This is a genomic window from Synechococcus sp. R60.1, from assembly GCF_047461835.1.
Lineage (GTDB): Bacteria > Cyanobacteriota > Cyanobacteriia > Thermostichales > Thermostichaceae > Thermostichus.
Genome location: NZ_JANSIA010000060.1, coordinates 1 through 18594, shown reverse-complemented (window position 1 = coordinate 18594; position 18594 = coordinate 1). Strand labels below are relative to the sequence as shown.

Below are 18594 nucleotides of genomic sequence, written 5' to 3'. Positions count from 1 at the left end.
GTAGTAATCCGTACTGAACATATTATACATTATTTTCAGTATAGTTGAGCTTATTATTGACTAGAGTCATGCTCCCCAGCCAGGACATCGGGGGCTATTGCTGGGATCCAAGCCAGCTCATACGCTTCTCCAGGAGAGGCAACTGCGCTTTCAAGGCGCGCAAGGCTCGGCCTCGGTGGCCGATGGCCTCTTTTTGAGCTGGGCTCATCTCGGCAAAGGTTAGCCCCACTTCGGGCACCCAAAACAGGGGATCATAGCCAAACCCCCCCTCTCCCCGCGGCTGGGTCAAGATCTCTCCTGAGCATACCCCTTCCACCAGGGCATGCACTACACCTTGGGGATCCACCAGGGCGATGGCGCAGTGAAAGGTGGCTCGGCGATTTGGGATCCCTTCCATTTCCCTAAGCAACCGCTCGATGCGGGCAGCATCGTTGGGGGCATAGCGAGCCGAGCGGATCCCAGGGACGCCGCCAAGGGCTTCTACCGCTAGGCCGGAATCGTCGGCAATGGCCCACTCCCCCAGAGACTTGGCCACGGCTCTGGCTTTGAGAAGGGCATTTTCGGCAAAGGTGGTGCCGGTTTCTTCCACCTCAATTTCTGAGGGCATGCGGCGCAGCTCCCAAGTGGGGGCATGGGCCTGGAAAAAGGCGTTGAACTCGCGCCATTTGCCGGGGCTACTGCTGGCCAAGATCAAAGGACGGGTCATGGAAGGTTCCTACGAGTGGAAATCTGAGGAGGCGGAAGGCTGTCCAAGGGCTTCCTGCCTAATGGATCTCGAGAACCATGTTGTGCAGGGCTGTGTTGATCACCAGTGTGGATCCGCACCGCTCTACCTTGCCCCCATCCCAGTGCATGTGTCCGCAGATGTAGTAGCGGGGCTGCACCTGTTCCAAAAGGGGGCGCAAGGTGGGTGTGCGACGGTGATACCACTTCCCGCCTTCATCCAAAAAGCCTCGCGGCGGAGCATGGGTGAGCAGCAGGTCAATGGGCCGGGGGGGTTGACTGTAGAGGGCGAGCAGCTCCTGCAAATGGGCGGAGGTGAGAGACCAGCTCCAACCACAGGGGGGAGTCCAGGGTACAGCCAAAACCTGTAACCCCAGCCACTCAAAGCAGCAGGACTGGGTGATGGCCCGCCCCCAACAGCCAACCAGCGAATTCAAAACCGAAGCTGCTGGATCGTGGTTGCCAGGTAAAAAGAGCCAGGGTTTGCCCAGGCTCTCCACTGCCGCCAAGAAAGATCGCAGATGAACCACCTCTGCTTGGGCTGCCGGATGAAAGCCCTGGGTGGCCTTGCGGGAAGGTTTGCCGGCCTTGGAACAGAAATCCCCACAGTTGATGTAAGCATCCACCTCCGGCAGATGGGCAAGGGCCTGCCGGATCAGCCGAGGGCTGCCGTGGTAGTCGGAGCCGAGCAGCAGCTTAATCCCCATGAGAATCAGCCGCAGAAGAATCCAGGTGGGATCGCTGAAGCAGGGCGGCAACCTGCTGCCAGGAGCTGCTGTACCAAGCTTGCTGGGCTTCCAGTTCTTCGCCGAGGGATCCCGTGGGGCCAAAATCTGGGCAGGCGTAACCCAGGGAGCGTAATCCTGCCACCAACACTGCCGGAGACAGCCACCACTGCTGGGCCAAGCGCAGCAGATCCACCTGGCTGTGGGTTTGCAGGTATTGGCGGAGCTGGCGTTGCAAGCTGGCAGCGGAGGGCAGGGGCACCGCTTGCTGATGGACGGCAATCAACAGCTCGCTGCTGGGGGTGCAACAGAGCAGCCACTTGAGGTGATCCAGAGAAGGGGGCCAGCTCCACAACCAGAGTTGATCATAGCGGTGGCCGGCTTGGGGACGGTCGTAGTGGAGAGTCAGGTACCGCCGAGAAGACAAGACCAGCGAGGGGCGGCGGAAGCCGTAGAACAGGATGGTTCCCTGCGCCTGAGGCCAGAGGACAGAAAATCGGTCTACAGCTTGCCAACGCAAAGGCTGGGTGGGCTGGGGGGTGGGGCGCCAGATCAACAGAGGTGAGGGCTCTGTCCCCCTCTGGGAGCCAGTCGAGGGCTTGGAGTTGGGCATGGGAGGAGTGGCATCCAGAGAGGCGGGGGAGATGGGAGACTTGCTCCCATCAGGGGTGCGGGGCGCTGTTTTCTCGAGAGGGGGGTTGCCGGCAGTGGCAGCCTCTTGGGCAGGTTGGATCCCGACAATTTCCAGCTCCAGTTGGGTTTCTCCCTGCCATGTTTTGGCCTTGAGCGTGTAGGCTACATCAACTCGCTCCGGCAGCGGATGGGTTTCCGCTCCCCGCCAACGGATGGCCCAAAGAGGGCGCTGGGGCTTCGCGTTTGTGATCCCCACCAACGCATCGGTGATGCTGGCCACTCCGCGGTCATCACTGGGGGTTTTGGCGGCTGAGTCGCTCCTGCCCGGACAAGAGGACTCCGTCCGAGTAGCACGTAACCCATGGGAGCGTTGCGTAGGGAGAGCAGGATCCCGGAGCAGCAGCTTCAGGTGGCCGGGAACTGGGCCAAATCGCTGCTGTTGCAGAACCTGCAGGTTGCGGCTGCAGAAGACCGGCTCAGGATTGCCGATGCCACAGGGCTGCAGATGCTGGAGCTCTCGATAGAGGTCAAGGGTGAGATCTGACAGCGACACTTCGGCATCGATTTGCACCAGCGGCTGGATCTGCTCCGGCTGCAACTGCTGTTGGGCAAACTGCCGCAATCGTTCTTCAAAAAAAGGCCAGTCTTCTGCTCTCAGGCTAAATCCCCCAGCAGCGGGGTGGCCGCCGTGCTTGGTGAACAGATCCTTGCAAAACTCCAACGCTTGAAACACGTCAAACTCGGGGATCCCCTGCCGCGCCGAGCCACTGATCTCCCCTTGCCGCGACTGGCTGCCGATGAACACCGGACAGCCAAAACGCTCTGCCAACCGCGAGGCCACAATGCCGATCACCCCTTTATGCCATTTCTGCTGAGGGGATCCCAAAATTGTTAACACCCGCTCCTGTTGCAGATCTCGGCCTTGCTGGGCAATTTGCTCGAGGGCTTCTGCCTCGATGCGCCCGCACATCTGCTGTCGTACCTGGTTGAGCCGTTCGCAGCGGCGGGCCAGCTTCTCTGCCTGCTGGGGATCGTCGGTGGTCAGCAACTGGATCCCCATTCTCGCCCGGCCAATTCGCCCAACGGCATTGATGCGCGGCCCCAGGCCAAACCCAATCCACTCAGGCCGCAACCCCTCCAGGGATCCCTGCATGCCCATCACCTGCAGAAGGGCGCGGATCCCTGCCACCTGGGAGGTGGGCAAGAGGTGCAGCCCCTGCCGCACCCAAAGGCGGTTAACCCCCGTCAGCGGCGCCAGATCGGCAATGGTGCCCACGGTAAACAGTTCCAGGGCTACCCGCTGCAGATGGCCATCACCACGGCGCTCGGCCAGCGCTTGGGCCAGGAGGTAGGCAACTCCCACCCCGGCCATCCCCCGATAGGGAGAAGAAACGGGGAGCTGCTTGGGATTGAGGATGGCATCGGCAGGGGGCAACTGGGGCGGCAAATCGTGGTGATCCGTCACGATTACCGTCAAGCCTAGAGCTTTGGCCAGTTGGATGGGCTCGTGGGCGGAGATGCCGTTGTCCACCGTGAGAATGAGGCGCACTCCCTCGCGGTGCAGCTCTTGCACCATGCGGCTGTTGAGGCCATAGCCCTCCGTCATGCGGCTGGGGATGCGGTAATGCACTGGAGCGTCCTGCAAAGCCCGCAGCAGCAGGGCCGTGCTGGTCATGCCGTCGGCATCGTAGTCGCCGCAAATGGCGATGGGCTCTTGTCGGCGAATCGCCCCGTCCAGCAAGTCCACCGCCAGGGGCAAATCGGCAAAATCCTGACTGGGTGGAGGCAGGTGGGCGGGATCCGGCTGCAGGTACTGCTGCACGGCAGCAGGGCTGGAGAGCCCGCGATTGAGTAAGATCTGAGCCAATATGGGCGAGATCCCCACTGCCTCGGCCAAGCTTTGGGCAGCCAACTTGTCCACCGGATGAAACAGCCAGCGTTGAGCAGGGATCCCGGCCATAGGGAAGGGTGGGGCTTGGATGGGGATAGAGGGTAGGCAGTGCTACAGTTGGCCTATAGGGTATCCTTTTGACGTTAGCTCAAAACGCTCCTCTGAATCTTTCCTGCCGCCGATGTATTCTCTGCTGCTTACCTATGGTCTTAACCCGCTGACAGGCTTAAAGCTGTTGGTCAAGTCCTCTGAGCAGACCTCTCTGTGGACATTGGCCCGGCAGCTTTGGGGCCGCCCCGGATCTCGGCGACGCAGGCCGCGCCTACAAATCTCGTTAGGCCGCTTGGTGCCAGAGCAAACCGAGCACTTGTCCAAGTTGGAAGTGCTGCTGCGTCTGCGGTTTTTCATTGCCCTCGAAGCGGAAACTCCAGAGAGTGCTGCCCACCACTGTCGCGAACGGTTCTTGCTTCCTTCCGGCCAGGGATCTGCCATTCAGCTTGCCCGCTACACAGAGGGCTCGCAGCAGTACAAGACGGAGATCATCCGCTTTGCCCTGGGGGGATCCCGCACCCTTGTGGCGAGGACTCCATCCCGCCGCCGTCGCCTCTGAAACAAACTCCCCGACAAGCCATAGCGATAGAGTCTTGCCAGCCTATCTATACTGGAGATGCACTAGATCTGTGTTTCTCCCGTGAACCCAACTGGGCTGCATCTTTGCGGTGGCAGTGCGGAGCATTCTATCGGTGGTGGGCGGCATCTGCAAGCCCATCCCTGGCACAGCCTTGCCCAAACTTCGGCTTACGCTAGCTTTGAGTTGTCCTTCCCGCAAGGGGGTGAACTGCGAGCTCTGGCACTGTGGGGGATCCCCGCAGGCCCAGGCAAAGACTCCATCCCGGATGCAGAGGTTTGAGTTGCCGCCAATTCCGCCAGAGGAGATGGATCCCATGTGCAACGCCCGTAAGGACTACGGCTGGCCAAAGTGCTCCGCACTCCTGTTGCCAGCGCAACCGGCCCTCTTTGCCGGATCCCTGGCGGCCTTTGCCCTTGTGCTCCACGCCGTTAATGGGAACGTCCTGCCGGCTGCTTTGGCCCTGACCCGTTACCAAGTGCATGTACTGGCGGATGGGGCGGCGGAGTTGGCTCAGGTGCGCACCCAGGTGCCGGATGCCTATTTTGTGCAAGGGGATGGGCAGGTTTTCATTCTGGCGGGGACGTTCATCAACCGTAGCCATGCTCAACGCCGTCAGGCCGACTTGGAACGGCTGGGGTTATCGGTGCGGGTGGTGAGCCGCCAAGAGACGGATCCCCCTCTGCCCCCTGCTTTTCCTGCCCAAGCAGCACCCAGCCGCCCTGCTGCCAGCTCAAAAGCCTCTGTGCCGCCGACGCCAACCGCTCCGCCCTTGGATCCCCAGCGTCCCTTTGCCACTCACGTGCCCAACCCCACCGGTGATCCCCGTTTGGAAGAACGGGTGCGCCGCTTCTTTCCAGGAGCCACTGTGGTGCAGTACCGCGGCCAGGTTGCTTTGCAAACGGGAACCTTCTCCCGCCTGTCGTTGGCCCAGGATCAAGCCCGCTGGCTAACCGCTCAGGGGTTACCGGCAGTGGCGGTGTCGCTGGTAGGAGAAAATGCTGGCCAGGATCCCATCTCCAATCCCGCCCAAGGGGAACGCTATTGGGTGTTGGTGGCCGATCCCACCGGGGAGAAATGGCCTGCGCTAAAACAACTCCTAGAGGGATCCCTGCCCTTGATCTACGATGACCTGCGGGTGGTGCGCACAGGTGGGTTTGCCGACCCTGCTGCTGCCGCCGAGCAGGTGCGTTACTTGGCCGGCCAAGGCTATGAAGCGGGGATCTTCCCCGCCGATCTGCGCCGCTCTCAGCCTCTTTTGCAAGCGGATCCCGTCTCCTCCTCGCCTGCCCAGGCTGTTCCTCCTGGGGAAGAAGGTGGCAGCGGATTTTGGGTGGTGGTGCAGGCAGGGGAAGAGGCCCTACCCAAGCTGCAACAGTTTGCCCCCGATGCCTTCCTGCGGGGCTCGGTGATTCAGGTGGGCACCTACCGGCAACGGGCCAACGCCGAACAGGCGCGGCGCTCTCTGGCCGAAGCAGGGTTCGATGCCCGCATCCTGCCCGTGGAGTAGCCGAGACCCCCTTCCGCCATCAAACGCTCTCCTCCTTCCCTGCCGTTGGGGCTCCCCATTCGGCCCAAATGGCGACTTGGGTGAGTTTCTGCTTTTGACATACTCCCCACCCTACTGGCTTGTCAAAGCCTACAGCCCGCTTGGGCGAATAGAGCGGTTGACTACCCTGCCACTGCCCTGAGCTTACCGTAAAGCCCTCCTCAAGGACGGAGCGTTTGGGCAACTGGGCGAGGCTGGTAAGAAGGATAGGCCAGCCGTTGCACCACCTGTTTGCAATACACCACCTGTTTCAATAGCAGTGCGGAGCACTTTCCCGGCTAGAGGGCTTGCTTAGCCTGCTGCAGCGTCTGCTCAAACACCTCCAGCGGCTGCGCACCGGAGAAGGCAATGCCGTTCAAGATGAAATGGGGAGTGCCACCGATGCCCAGTTGAGAGGCCAAGTCAATATCTCGCTGAATGGCGCGTTCTGCCGCCCGACTGCGCCGATCCCGATTGAATTTTTCTATATTCAGGCCCAGCTTCTCAGCAGTGGCCACATAAAACCCATCCCCAAGCTGAGATTGGTTGGCAAACAGCTCGTCGTGAAACTCCCAGAACTTACCTTGACGTTGGGCGGCCCAAGCAGCCCGGGCAGCCGACATCGCTTCTGGGTGGATGCTGGTCAGGGGCAGGTGCTTGTACACCAAGGTCACCTCATCCCCGTGGTCGGCCATGAACTGCTTGAGGGTGCTGTGGGCGCGGGCGCAGAAGGGGCATTGAAAATCGGAGAACTCCACCAACACTAACCGCAGAGCGTCGGATCCCAGTCGAGGGGAATCTCCGATGACGGCGCGTGGGTCCTCCCGCAGTTGACGGCCAAATTCTTCCGCCAGCCGCTGCTGTTGTTGCTGCTGCTCCTGGTACTGTCGCTGCTGGTATTCCTGTACGGCCTCCAGAATCACCTGGGGGTTCTTTCGAATGATCTGCAGCACCTGCTCTTCCAAATCCGCCGGGGCAGCCGCCGCCGCTGGTAGGAAAACCGGAGCTCCACTTCCCACTCCCAGCAGAACCACCAGCCCGAACAAAAGCCCAGCTCGAGCCCAAGCACGAAAAATCCTCGCTAGCCTATTCATCCCAACCCCCCTCTCAAACATGCCTAGAGCCGTCGCAACTCACCCAGCCTACCGTCAGATCCCAACAGTGTCTATCACTCGTTCGGGGGGGTTAGGAATTGGTGACCTGCAGAAGCTGCTCCTTGATCCGCTGCAACTGGCTGGCCCAGCGGGGATCCGGCTCAGAGGCTGCCTCACTTTCGGCGACGACGGTGGAGCGCCCACCCTTATTGCCGCGCTGGCGTTGCTTTTTGCTGGGGGCAGGGTTTTCTGCCGATTCTTTAGAGCCCTTGGCCTCAGAATCTCTGGACGCTCTGGAATCTTTGGAACCTCTGGACTCTTTGGATGAAGGCTCAGAGGTCGCTGTTTTGGATTCGCCTTCTTCCCCTCGGTCGCGCGGCTGGGCGAGCTCAATGCGCAAGTTGACATCCCCAAAGCTGTGGCCGTTGAACTTTTCGATGTACTGCTGCGCCTGCTCTTGGGTGTTTACCGTTACAAAGCCGAAGCCGCGGCATTTGCCTGTCTTCCGATCCCGGATCACCTTGGTGGAAATGACCTCACCGGCAGAGCGAAAGAGCTTCTCCAGTGCCTGACGATCCACCTCTTCCGGCAGATTTCCAACATACAGACGCACAGGCATGATCCAGCGAAGCTCCTAATCGAAATAACAAAAGGCCAAAATGCAAAGCGCTACGTCTAGGGCGCTCAAGCCCATAACATCAAACCCGGAACCCGGTAGTCCATTGTCACACCATAGCGCGCCGCAAAGCGCAACCCTTGGCAATCACGAAGCTATTTTTTAATTTACCTCAACCTGGAGCCGCGAAGACGAGGAGAACGGTTTTTGTGAACGACTGCTTTGTACAGCCGGTTTGTACAGCCGGCTTTTGCAGCTAAGCTAAGCCGGTGTTGTTCAGGCGATCCCGATGTTGAAAAGGTCGGGCCTGGGGGCCCGTGTAGTCGGCTACAAGATGTCCTTGCCCTCGCAGTTGGTAGCGGTAGGTCACCAAGCCTTCTAAGCCCACCGGCCCGCGCGGCGGCAGTTTTTGGGTGCTGATGCCCACCTCCGCCCCGAAGCCATAGCGAAACCCGTCGGCAAAGCGGGTGGAAGCATTGTGAAAGACCCCTGCCGCATCCACTTCATCCAGAAATCGCCGGGCGGCGGCGGCATCTTCGGTCACAATCGCCTCGGTATGGCGGGATCCGTACTGCTGGATGTGGGCAATGGCCTCGTCAAGGGAGTCAACCATCTTGATCGCGAGGATCAAGTCGGCATACTCGGTGCTCCAGTCGGCTTCGCTGGCCGGGATCAGATCGGGCACCAGCTCGCGGCAGAGGGGATCCCCCCGCAATTCCACCCCCCTCTCCCGCAGGGCCTTGACCGCCAGAGGCAAAAAGTGGGGGGCTATGGCCTTGTGGACCAACAGGGTCTCGATGGCATTGCAGGCAGCGGGGTACTGGGTTTTGCTGTCCACCGTCAGCTTGATCGCCATGTCCACATCCGCTGCCCGATCCACGTACAGGTGACACAGGCCATCGGCATGGCCCAATACCGGGATGCGGGTATTCTCCAGGATGTAGCGGACAAAGCTGCTGGAGCCGCGGGGAATGATGAGATCCACTAGCCCTTCCAGTTGTAGCAGGGCCTTGACCTCAGCGCGGCTGGTGAGCAACTGCAGGGATCCCTGGGGAAACTCTGGGATCTGCTGCAGGCCCGCCTGGATGGCCGCCATCAAGGCTTGACAGGAGAGCAAAGCTTCGGATCCCCCCTTGAGCAAGACGCTATTGCCGGTTTTCACCGCCAGGGCAGCAATTTGTACCAAAGCATCGGGCCGCGACTCGAAGATCACCCCCAGGACCCCCAAAGGGTAGGTGCGCCGTTCCAAGATCAGCCCCTCGTCCAGTTCCCGGATCAGCAAAGCTCGGCCCACCGGATCCCCCAGCCGGATCACCTGCCGCACTCCGGCCACCATATCTGCCAGTTTGTGGGCGTCCAGCTTCAGGCGGGCATAGGCAGATGCCGACAACTCCCCGGCTTTCACCATCTCCGCTGCCCGCTCCAAATCCGCCTGGTTGGCGGCCAAGATAGACTCTTGGTGCTCCAACAAGGCAGTGGCCATGGCCTCTAGAGCGGCATTCTTAATGGCAGTGGGCAAGGTGGCCGTGTGTTGGGCAGCAGCGCGGGCCAACTGCACTTGGGACAGCAGCGGGCGGTCTGAAGCAGAGGCAAGCGAGCTGGGGCAATCGGTGGCAAGGGACATAGAGTCAGAAAGGGGGCAAAGTGCCCATTTGGAAGAAAAGGGTTGCGATGATAGGTTGTAACAAAGTTGTGTTGAACTGTGATCCTAGAAGCACCCCCGGAAGGGATCCCTATGCTAGGTTGGGCACAGTCGGTTGGGGTTATCTGTAGCCTACCAAAGTCTGGATCCCACTTGCTGCAGCAGGGGAGCCTTTCCTTGCTCTCGATGCTTCTAAGCTGAAGTTTGGATAGGGGAAGACCCTTGCTCGAAACCCAGTTCCCTGACAATTAGAGATCCACCTCTGGAGATCCACCTCGTCAACCTTGACTTTTAGCGCCTTCCAGGAGAGCCAATGAGAAAGCGTGGGTTTGTGGTTAGTGCAACGGCTGCGGTGATGACAGCGGTATCGCTGGTCGGCGTGCAGCTATCTATGCCGGGTTGGGCGGGGTTTCGCCGGGATCCCAAAGAGGTGGTGGACGAGGTTTGGCAAATTGTCAATCGGGAATACGTGGATCCGTCTTTTAATTCCCTGGATTGGGAAGCGGTGCGGCGAGATCTGCTCAGCCGAGAGTATGCCACCCGAGAAGATGCCTACGCGGCCATCCGGGAAGCCCTGAAGAAACTGAACGATCCCTACACCCGATTTCTGGATCCGGATCAGTTTGCCAGCATGCAAATCGATACATCCGGTGAGCTGACCGGGGTGGGGATCACGCTGGGCATGGATCAGGAGACAAACGAGCTGGTGGTGATCTCCCCCATTGAAGGGTCTCCTGCCGACCGGGCCGGGATCAAATCCAAAGACGTGATCGTGCGCATCGACGACAAGTCCACCGAAGGCATGGACACCAACGCTGCAGTCAACCTCATTCGGGGCGAGCCGGGTACGCGGGTGCGGCTGACCATTCGCCGCGAGGGGGAAGGGCTAAAGGTGTTCGATTTGGTGCGGGAAAGAATTGAGCTGGCCACCGTGCGCTACGAGGTTCACGAGGAAAACGGCCTGCCCATCGGCTACATTCGCATCACCCAGTTTTCCGGCAACGCCGCCGAGAAGATGCGCCAAGCCATTCGCGAGCTGGAAAAACAAGGGGTAGCCGCCTACGTTCTGGATTTGCGCGCCAACCCAGGGGGCCTGCTCTACTCCAGCGCCGAGATTGCCCGCATGTGGATCAACCGGGGCAGCATTGTCTCGACGGTGAACCGCCAAGGGGAGCAGGATCGCCTGACGGCCAACAACACGGCCCTTACCGATAAACCTTTGGCCGTTTTGGTGGATGGTGGCTCGGCCAGCGCCAGCGAGATTCTGTCGGGGGCTCTGCAGGATAACCGTCGCGCCGTGATTGTCGGCACGCAAACTTTCGGCAAGGGCCTGGTGCAGTCGGTGCATCCCCTGTCTGATGGCTCGGGGCTGGCGGTAACCATTGCCCGTTATCGCACTCCCAACGGTAACGACATCGACCACAAGGGCATTACCCCCGACATTTTGGTGGAATTGTCCGAGGAAGATCTGAAGCGGCTCAGCCAGAACCGAGAATTGGTGGCCACCCCAGCCGACCCACAGTATGCTGCTGCCATCCAGGCTCTGCAGGCTCAGATCTCTGCCCGTCGGCAACAAGCCCAGGAGGTCATTCGTTCCTCTTCACGTTAGCCGGTGTTGGGGGCGGTTTTGATGGGTCTCAGATCTGGCACTCCTGAGACTGGGGTTAAGCCGAGGCCCAAGCTACTTAAGACTATTAAGACTCTTCTCATTCGAGTTATTCGAGGAGTGTTGACCAGCGCCGGGCTGGGGATGCTTTTATTGTTTCTGTAGGTGGCGCGTAGCACAATGGCGGGGTCGAAGATCGCGGGATCCATAAACTTGGCCGGACGGGATCTGCTCAAGCTCAGCGACCTAACCCCGGCGGAGCTGTCGGCCCTGCTAGCCCAGGCGGCTGAGTTAAAGCGGGATCCCTATCGGGTGGAGCTGCGGGGTCGGGTGTTGGGGCTGTTGTTTCAGAAGGCTTCTACCCGCACCCGCGCCAGTTTTACGGCAGCCATGGCCCAATGCGGGGGCAGCACCCTCGATCTGGTGCCGACAGTGATGCAGGTGAGCCGCGGCGAACCCCTGCAGGATACGGCCCGCGTCCTCTCCCGCTACCTGGATGTGATCGCCATTCGCACCTACCACCAGAAGGAACTGGAAACCTTTGCCGAGTATGCCGATATTCCGGTGATCAACGCCCTCACCGATCAGTTTCACCCCTGTCAGGTGTTGGCCGATCTGCTCACCATTCAGGAGAACTTTGGCCAACTGGCGGGCCTGACCCTGGCCTATTGCGGCGATGGCAATAACGTTGCCCACTCCCTGCTGTTGGGTTGTGCCATGAGCGGGATCCACATCCGCGTCGCCACCCCCCCCGGTTACGAGCCGGATGCGGCAGTGGTGGAGCAAGCCCGCACTCTGGCCCAGGGATCCCAGGTGTTGGTGCTGCAGGATCCCCAGGAAGCCGTCTCTGGATCCCAGGTGGTCTATACCGACGTGTGGGCCAGCATGGGTCAAGAAGCTGAGGCCGAGGCCCGCAAGGCCACCTTTCTGCCCTACCAGGTCAATGCCGAGCTGATGCAACAGGCAGATCCGGAAGCCATTGTGCTGCACTGCCTGCCGGCCCACCGGGAAGAGGAAATCACCACTGAAGTATTGGAGGGATCCCAGTCCCGCGTGTGGGATCAGGCGGAAAATCGCCTACATGTGCAAAAGGCACTCCTGATTCAGGTGCTGGGCGCAGGATGACCCCTCACCCCCAGGCTAGAGAGCGGGTTAGCAAATGAGCTTACCGGAAAACTGGGTCTATGGTCATTTCGATTTAAACCAGGACACTGCACCCACACCCCAAACGTTGGTCGCGTCGGCGTTGCAGAGCAATAGCGTTGCGGAGCGATAATGCGGAGGGCCAGAAGGTTTTTCAAGGACTCCGTCCCGCTGGCGCGACCAGTAGCCTAGGCGTCTCACCCTAACCTGAAATGACTATATTTGACAAAACTGGCCCAAATCCTAAGCTGGCTACCGATTACTGCTGGGGCGGCGGGCGGCAATTGCCAGGCTGACATTGGGCACCCGCTGCAGAGTATCCATCACCTCCACCACCTTGCCGTGGGAGAGGGCCAAATCAGCGTTGATCACCACCAAGCGGCGCCCTTCAGCCGGCTTCTCGGCCAGGATGCGTTCCACTGCCGGGATCAGGGCAGAAATATCGGCAATTTTCTCCTGATTGACGGCAATCTGTCCTTCCGCCGTCACGCTCACCGTTACATCCGGCTGCAGACGAACTTCAGCTGTAGTGGCATCCGGCAGGTTGACATCCAGAGCCTCGGAGCGGGTGAGCACCAGGCTGGCAATCACGAAAAACACCAGGATCGAGAAGATGACATCGATCAGGGGCACGATGTTGATCTCGCCAGCTCGGAAGTTCTCTTCGGGGATGCGCATAGGTTAGGAGGGCTCAAGCGAGGAGTAGGGGGGAAGGGTGGAGCTGCCACTGGGGCTAGATTGGGTGTAGGAATACTGGGAAAGCTGTTGGGCCTGCATCTCTTGCCGCTGCCGATGCAGCAGCTCCAGCATGCCGCCGTACTCTTGGATCTTAGAGAGTTGCCGCAGGTACAAAGAGCGGAAGACGTTGGAAATCAACAGGGTGGGAATAGCCACAATCAGTCCAAAGGCCGTCGAGTACAAGGCTTCGGCGATCCCCCGACCTACCCCCTGGGTATCGGTGCCGCCGATATCCCCCAGTTGAATGGAGCTGAGGATCTGGATGATGCCGGTGACGGTGCCCAACAAGCCCAAGAAGGGGGCAACGGTGATTACGGTGTCGAAGACAGTGTTGAAGCGCTTCAGCAGAGGCACTTCTGCCGCCAGGGCCGTTTCCAGAGCCAGCTTAAAATCTTCCGGGCTGGCCTCGTTCAGCTCCAACCCGGCCAAAAAGATGCGGGCAATCGGCAAATCGGCATTTTGCTCCAGCAAATACTGGGCAGCGCGCGGGTTGCGCCGGTACTGGCTCAGGGCTTGCTGCACCACCTCCTCCTGCCGATGGGTGATCTTCCACCAAAACAGCACCCGCTCAATGCAACAGGCCACCGAGAAGACCGAGAACGTCAACAGGGGGATGGAGTAATACCAACCCTGGATCATGAGCTGCAAGACTCTATCCATCGATCCTGATTCCCCCCTCCAAGCGGCAATTTACGCTCATCTTGTCATAGCACTTTCTCGGCAGGGCTGGGATCCCTTCTTGCGCGGCGAAGGTTGCACCTTTTGGCAATTTTGCCCCCATGCCGGATCTCATCTCGTCAATTGTCAATCCAGAGGGCATACTGGTTGCAACAATTTTGGATCCCGAGGGCGTGAATTATGAAATTCAGACGCTGGTTGGGTCTTTGCTGCGCCGGCTTGATGGCCTTGCTGTTGACGGCTTGCGGCAAGGGATCCGCCCCCTACGACAGCATCGTGGTCAATTTTGTAAACACAGCCACCCCCAGTCAGATTGCCGCTATCGCTAAAGAGTATCACTTGACGCTCCGCCCCAGCAGCGACAGTGCTTTTGCCCGCCAAGAAGCGATCTACCTGTTTGACGTGGATGCCAACCACCTGGGATCCACGCGGCGGCTGGTTAAGCGGCTCACCGACGAAGCCTTGATCGAGTATGCTCACCCCAACTATCAATTCCAGGCGGCTTTCGTGCCCAACGACCGCCTCTATCCCCAGCAATGGAACCTCAGGGCCATCCGCATGCCGGAAGCCTGGGACATCTCCCAAGGGGAAGGGGTGACGGTAGCCGTGGTGGACACGGGAGTAACCCGAGTTCCCGACCTGGCCCAAACCCAATTTGTGAAGGGCTACGACTTTGTGGATGACGATGAGGATCCGGAAGACCTCAACGGCCACGGCACCCATGTGGCGGGAACCATCGCCCAATCCACCAACAATGTCTTGGGTGTAGCCGGCATTGCCTTCAAGGCCAAGATCATGCCGGTACGGGTGTTGGATGCCAATGGCTTTGGATCCCTGTCGGATGTGGTGGAAGGGATCCGCTATGCTGCCGACCACGGGGCTACGATCATCAACCTCAGCCTGGGTAGCCGCGCTTCTGCCCAACTGATGGAGGAGGCGGTGGCCTATGCCCACAGCAAGGGGGTGACGGTGATTGCAGCCGCTGGCAACGAAAACTCCAACCAGGTGAGCTACCCGGCCCGTTACCCGCATGTGATCGCTGTCTCGGCCACGGGGCCCAACGGGGAGAAAGCCCCCTACTCCAACTATGGGGTGGGGGTGGACATCTCTGCTCCCGGCGGAGCCAAAACGCCTGATCACCCCGAGTACGGCATTCTGCAGCAAACCATCAATCGTCGTAACCCCAACGAGCCGGTCTTTGCCTACTTCCAAGGCACCAGCATGGCCACTCCCCACGTAGCCGGTGTGGCAGCTCTGATCCAGGCTCAGGGCATCAAAGACCCGGACAAGGTGGAGGAAGTGCTGAAAATGTCGGCTACCCCAGTGCCCGGCGACAAACAGAACTTCTACGGGGCTGGTCGTTTGGATGCAGCCAAGGCGCTGGCCAGGGCCACAGGGCAACAGGAGGAAAACCCCTTGGTGCTCTGGTTGAAGGACTTCCTGCAGTACCTGAACAACAATGGCTACCTCAACCCACGCTTCTGGTTCGATGGTGGCCCGATTGCTCTGGTGCCGAAGCTGCTGATGGTGGTGGGCGGCTACATTATCCTGGTGCTGATCCGCTGGTGGCTGGCTCCCAAGCGGCTGCTGCAGACGGTGCCTTTGCTGGCTGGGATGCTTTTGGGCAGTGCCGGTCTTTTCCCCTTGCAGGGGTTGGCGATTGTCGGTGGCCCCCGTTGGCCCTTCCAATTGGCGGGTAGCTCCCTGCCGGAGTTGGGCACCGCCTTTGCCCAGACCAATGCCTTGAACCCCCTATTTGCCAGCGTGTTGATCCCAGGCCTGTTGATGTTGCTGCTCCTGGGCCATCGGCGTTGGCGCTGGGCGGTGATTGGCTTGTGCATTGGCATGGCCTCGCATCTGCTCTTGTCCGGATCCCTGTTTTATGAGGGGGTGCTATGGCTTGGATCCTCTGCTTGGTTGGGTCGCTCCTTCTTGCTCTTCAATGGCTTGCTCTGCCTGGGCCTGGCCTACTTGGGAGCGCAAGCGGCTACGGAATCTCAGTCCACGGCAACCGGGCTGGCGCTGAGGCAGTGATGCAAGAGTACAGCGGTACCATCCAGTTCCTGGATATCGAAGGGGGAGTGTGGGTGCTGACGCTGCCTTCCGGCGAGCACTATGCCCTTTTCCGTGCCCCCAAAGAGCTCTTGCAAGAGGGACTAGAGGTCACCATCCAGGGACAGATCAGAGAAGACATGGTGACGGTGGCTCAGGTAGGGCCGGTTTTAGAAGTCAAAAGCTTCCAGCGGCAGCCCTAGCTTGGCTTGCGGCTCCGGCCATACCAATCGGGGATCCCCAAGCGGGGATCCCTGCTTTTCGATGTCAGAATGCTTTTACAGTCGCTTCAAACAAGATTGAGACACCTCGCTGCCGACCCTCACCCCTAGCTTCTCTCTCAGGAGAGAAGGAAAGTTAGGAAGCAATGCAACGAAAATATTTCATTTCCGTTTAAAAAGAATCTCGTTTCCACGGCTGAGCATTCACGAAGCTCAAAAAACGTAGGTAGGCAGCTGTATCCCGTGACCGCTTAATACTTACATAGTCATAAGTCTGTAGCCTGAACAACTGGGAAACCATCATCGCTGTTTTAGAGGGGAAACCTACTGGCGAAAGCGGGACGGGATCCTTTGCGGCAAGGGCTGTTGTGGAACCAGTAACAAGAATCCTCACCCTACCGCTACGGGGAAGCAAGCCAGTAGAGCAGGGAACATGTCAAAGCAGGTTGCTCAGGCGGCTGTGAAAGACCGAGTAGATCTCTGCGTAAGACTTCACCCACTCTGGATCCGGTTGAACATAGCGTTCTACCTGTACCAATCGATCGGCAGCCTGTTGGACAGAGCAGCACCAATAGGCAGAAGCGGCCAAGATGGCTGCCCCCACAGCCGGCTCCGGGTGTTTCACCACAGCCAAGGGACGAGCAAGGATGCTGGCGCGTAGGCGCAACCAGAGAGGGCTTTTGCTGCCTCCACCGGTGGTGAAAATCGGGCTCTGTTCTGACACCGGGATCCCTTGAGCGGCCAACGTTTCCAGCCCCAGCCGCTCCACCATCGCTACCCCCTCCAACAAAGCAGCGTAAAAACGGGGGGATCCCTCTTCTGCCTCCGGCAAGAACCCGGCGAACCGGGGATCGACAATGGGAAAACGCTCTCCCGGCTGACAAAGGGGATAGCTGACCAGCCCGGTGGGCAGATAAGCCTGAGCTTGCTGATCCAGCATTTGCAGGTTGCCGTCGGGGAAGTAATGAGGCAAAACTCCGCCTCCACAAAAAGAGGCGGCCCCCGGCCACCAAACCATTCGTTCGCGACAGCGGTGCGGAGCACTGTCCGGGTGCAAATGGGAATAGATGCTTGGGGTTTGTATGGGATCCGGACTGTTGGCCTTAAAAATAAGGGTTGTACCCAAGCTGGTGGAAACCTGCCCCAAGCGAATAGCCCCTGCCGCCAGTTGCCCGGCACAGCCATCGGTGATCCCTGCCGCGATCAGCACTTCCGGCCCCAACCCCCAGTCTGCTCGCACCGTTCCTAAAACCGTTCCCGGCGGTACCACCTCGGGGAAATGCTTGGGGTTTAGGCCCTGCCGCGCCAACCACTCCTGAGGCCAGGTGTAGGCCTCCAGGTCGAAACCGCTCTTGAGGGCATGGGTGTGATCGGTCACCTGCCTGCGCCCCCCCAGTTGGCTCAGCAAAAAGTCCGCCGGATGGGCCAAGTAGCTGTCTCGATACTGATCAGGATAGGCTTCCGCCCACCACAGCCAACGGCTGAGACCCCAACTGGCAGGGATCCCCAATTGCTTGGCCTGAGCCTGGCCCCGTGGGTCAGAATACAGCCACGCCTGTTCCAACGGCATGCCTCGACCATCCACCGGCAGAATGGTGCCGGAAGTGCTGCAAGCACTCAGAGCTGCAATGGAATACTGCTCCCCCAGTTGCGCGGTCAGTTGTCCCAAAAGGGCTTTCAGGGTTCGCAACCAGCGGCCCGGATTGGTCTCTGGGGGATCCCACTGGCGCTCGCTTTTGGCCACCACCTCCCCCTGCTCTGAGAGGGCCACCACCCGCATCCCAGAAGTGCCCAGATCGATCCCAAGAAACACAGGGGGCATAGGAATACTCACCTGAGAATGCTTTGTTTATATACGGGGTGGCCAAGTGGCCTCAAAAAGGGGCCCAAACTGGCTCAAAAGATGGGATCAAAATCTCAAAACTCCTGGCTGCTCCGAGCCAGTGCTTCTTGGATATCCAGATCCAGCCCTCTCACCGATTCCAGCACCGAGCGGGTGATCAGCTTGCCCTCCTGCACCAAAACCGCGCCGGTTACAGGGTGCAAAAGTGGCTGCTCCGCTCGCCGACCGATCAACGCCTCGATATCCTGAAAAGCATGGATGTACATCCCGGCAGGCAATTCCACCACCACCCCTTCCCCCAGCACCCGCGCTTGGCAGGCCAAGCGAGAGTTAGGCTTGCAGGTGGTGATCACCTCCAGGGTGCGCTGCTCCCGCTTGCTCATCGGGGATAAAGACTCCATCCCCTCCTTAACGTACACATGACAGGTGGCGCAGAGGCCGCGCCCACCGCACTCTTTCAACACATTCAGCTCTTCTTGCAGCAGCACCGAGAGCAAATTGCTGTTGGTGGCGATTTCAGACACTTGGGCAATGGGATCCAACCGCACACGCTTGACCATAGTCCGCACTTTTTGGGCTACTGGATGCTAAAAAAGCTAGCATCTTTCACCAATGCAGATTGCCGGAACAGGGCAGTTCTACCTAAGCATGCAGGAAAATCCCCCATGCGCCATTCAGGTCTCGGTGCATACGAATGCCCTCTGAGCCTTCTCGGCACTCCAACTATAGGTCTTGCTGGTGTAGGCTTCAGAAACTTGACCAAAAGGCGCGGCAAGCCCCGTCCTTCAGGGCGGGGAAGGATAGCGCCGACCGTAGCCGACGCCCTTTAAAAA

At 59.6% G+C, this 18594-nt stretch carries 16 protein-coding genes; 6 read left to right on the top strand and 10 right to left on the bottom strand.

Annotated elements, in window-relative coordinates:
• Positions 1-94: 94 nt before the first annotated feature.
• The 3 genes from rdgB to recJ are packed head-to-tail and all read right to left on the bottom strand — an operon-like array spanning position 95 to position 4041.
• On the bottom strand, positions 95-706 hold the full coding sequence (gene rdgB / locus NW834_RS09345) for an RdgB/HAM1 family non-canonical purine NTP pyrophosphatase (protein ID WP_414419572.1): 612 nt from the start codon (positions 704-706) through the stop codon (positions 95-97).
• Between the two features lie 58 nt (positions 707-764).
• Positions 765-1430 carry a metallophosphoesterase family protein gene (locus NW834_RS09340; protein ID WP_414419573.1) on the bottom strand — a complete coding sequence of 222 codons (666 nt, stop codon included), beginning with the start codon at positions 1428-1430 and terminating at the stop codon, positions 765-767.
• Complete coding sequence (recJ, locus tag NW834_RS09335) at positions 1420-4041, bottom strand: single-stranded-DNA-specific exonuclease RecJ (protein WP_414419574.1); 2622 nt, start codon at positions 4039-4041, stop codon at positions 1420-1422. The genes NW834_RS09340 and recJ overlap by 11 nt, the downstream gene beginning before the upstream one ends.
• A gap of 112 nt (positions 4042-4153) precedes the next feature.
• On the opposite strand from recJ, the gene NW834_RS09330 reads away from it, so the two are divergent.
• Positions 4154-4582 carry a hypothetical protein gene (locus tag NW834_RS09330; protein ID WP_414419575.1) on the top strand — a complete coding sequence of 143 codons (429 nt, stop codon included), beginning with the start codon at positions 4154-4156 and terminating at the stop codon, positions 4580-4582.
• A 109-nt stretch (positions 4583-4691) separates the two neighbouring features.
• Complete coding sequence (locus NW834_RS09325) at positions 4692-6110, top strand: SPOR domain-containing protein (RefSeq protein WP_414426291.1); 1419 nt, start codon at positions 4692-4694, stop codon at positions 6108-6110.
• A gap of 317 nt (positions 6111-6427) precedes the next feature.
• On the opposite strand, the gene NW834_RS09320 is transcribed toward NW834_RS09325, so the two are convergent.
• The 3 genes from NW834_RS09320 to NW834_RS09310 all read right to left on the bottom strand — a co-directional run bounded on the left by NW834_RS09320 (position 6428) and on the right by NW834_RS09310 (position 9462).
• Complete coding sequence (locus NW834_RS09320; RefSeq protein WP_414419577.1) at positions 6428-7174, bottom strand: DsbA family protein; 747 nt, start codon at positions 7172-7174, stop codon at positions 6428-6430.
• A gap of 139 nt (positions 7175-7313) precedes the next feature.
• Positions 7314-7841 carry an RNA recognition motif domain-containing protein gene (locus tag NW834_RS09315; protein ID WP_414352054.1) on the bottom strand — a complete coding sequence of 176 codons (528 nt, stop codon included), beginning with the start codon at positions 7839-7841 and terminating at the stop codon, positions 7314-7316.
• Positions 7842-8094: 253 nt separating this feature from the next.
• On the bottom strand, positions 8095-9462 hold the full coding sequence (locus tag NW834_RS09310) for a glutamate-5-semialdehyde dehydrogenase (protein ID WP_414419578.1): 1368 nt from the start codon (positions 9460-9462) through the stop codon (positions 8095-8097).
• 331 nt (positions 9463-9793) lie between these two features.
• Between NW834_RS09310 and ctpC the strand changes: the two genes are divergently transcribed.
• Both ctpC and argF read left to right on the top strand, forming a co-directional pair.
• The gene (gene ctpC, locus NW834_RS09305; protein WP_011432460.1) at positions 9794-11089 is read left to right on the top strand and encodes a carboxyl-terminal processing protease CtpC; all 1296 of its coding nucleotides are present in this window, start codon (positions 9794-9796) and stop codon (positions 11087-11089) included.
• 204 nt (positions 11090-11293) lie between these two features.
• Positions 11294-12211: an ornithine carbamoyltransferase gene (argF, locus tag NW834_RS09300; protein WP_414419580.1), complete on the top strand. Its 918-nt coding sequence runs from the start codon at positions 11294-11296 to the stop codon at positions 12209-12211.
• Positions 12212-12481: 270 nt separating this feature from the next.
• Here argF and NW834_RS09295 read toward each other — a convergent pair whose 3' ends face one another.
• Entirely contained in the window at positions 12482-12907 is a 426-nt protein-coding gene (locus NW834_RS09295; protein WP_414352051.1) for an ExbD/TolR family protein, read from the bottom strand.
• Between the two features lie 3 nt (positions 12908-12910).
• The gene (locus NW834_RS09290; protein ID WP_369791770.1) at positions 12911-13603 is read right to left on the bottom strand and encodes a MotA/TolQ/ExbB proton channel family protein; all 693 of its coding nucleotides are present in this window, start codon (positions 13601-13603) and stop codon (positions 12911-12913) included.
• A gap of 222 nt (positions 13604-13825) precedes the next feature.
• Here NW834_RS09290 and NW834_RS09285 point away from each other — a divergent pair, with 222 nt between their 5' ends.
• Positions 13826-15679 (top strand): S8 family serine peptidase, encoded by a 1854-nt coding sequence (locus tag NW834_RS09285; protein WP_414406575.1) that lies wholly within the window; start codon positions 13826-13828, stop codon positions 15677-15679.
• Complete coding sequence (locus NW834_RS09280) at positions 15679-15900, top strand: hypothetical protein (protein WP_414342539.1); 222 nt, start codon at positions 15679-15681, stop codon at positions 15898-15900. The genes NW834_RS09285 and NW834_RS09280 overlap by 1 nt, the downstream gene beginning before the upstream one ends.
• A 454-nt stretch (positions 15901-16354) precedes the next feature.
• Here NW834_RS09280 and NW834_RS09275 read toward each other — a convergent pair whose 3' ends face one another.
• Together NW834_RS09275 and NW834_RS09270 are read right to left on the bottom strand one after the other, a co-directional pair.
• On the bottom strand, positions 16355-17740 hold the full coding sequence (locus NW834_RS09275) for an FGGY-family carbohydrate kinase (protein WP_414419579.1): 1386 nt from the start codon (positions 17738-17740) through the stop codon (positions 16355-16357).
• A 95-nt stretch (positions 17741-17835) separates the two neighbouring features.
• Positions 17836-18321: a 2Fe-2S iron-sulfur cluster-binding protein gene (locus NW834_RS09270; protein ID WP_011432453.1), complete on the bottom strand. Its 486-nt coding sequence runs from the start codon at positions 18319-18321 to the stop codon at positions 17836-17838.
• Positions 18322-18594: the final 273 nt, after the last annotated feature.

Coding starts and splice junctions, on each gene's coding strand:
- rdgB (WP_414419572.1), bottom strand. CDS start 706: ATGACCCGTCCTTTGATCTTGGCCAGCAGTAGCCCCGGCAAATGGCGC.
- NW834_RS09340 (WP_414419573.1), bottom strand. CDS start 1,430: ATGGGGATTAAGCTGCTGCTCGGCTCCGACTACCACGGCAGCCCTCGG.
- recJ (WP_414419574.1), bottom strand. CDS start 4,041: ATGGCCGGGATCCCTGCTCAACGCTGGCTGTTTCATCCGGTGGACAAG.
- NW834_RS09330 (WP_414419575.1), top strand. CDS start 4,154: ATGTATTCTCTGCTGCTTACCTATGGTCTTAACCCGCTGACAGGCTTA.
- NW834_RS09315 (WP_414352054.1), bottom strand. CDS start 7,841: ATGCCTGTGCGTCTGTATGTTGGAAATCTGCCGGAAGAGGTGGATCGT.
- NW834_RS09310 (WP_414419578.1), bottom strand. CDS start 9,462: ATGTCCCTTGCCACCGATTGCCCCAGCTCGCTTGCCTCTGCTTCAGAC.
- ctpC (WP_011432460.1), top strand. CDS start 9,794: ATGAGAAAGCGTGGGTTTGTGGTTAGTGCAACGGCTGCGGTGATGACA.
- NW834_RS09295 (WP_414352051.1), bottom strand. CDS start 12,907: ATGCGCATCCCCGAAGAGAACTTCCGAGCTGGCGAGATCAACATCGTG.
- NW834_RS09285 (WP_414406575.1), top strand. CDS start 13,826: ATGAAATTCAGACGCTGGTTGGGTCTTTGCTGCGCCGGCTTGATGGCC.
- NW834_RS09280 (WP_414342539.1), top strand. CDS start 15,679: ATGCAAGAGTACAGCGGTACCATCCAGTTCCTGGATATCGAAGGGGGA.
- NW834_RS09275 (WP_414419579.1), bottom strand. CDS start 17,740: ATGCCCCCTGTGTTTCTTGGGATCGATCTGGGCACTTCTGGGATGCGG.
- NW834_RS09270 (WP_011432453.1), bottom strand. CDS start 18,321: ATGGTCAAGCGTGTGCGGTTGGATCCCATTGCCCAAGTGTCTGAAATC.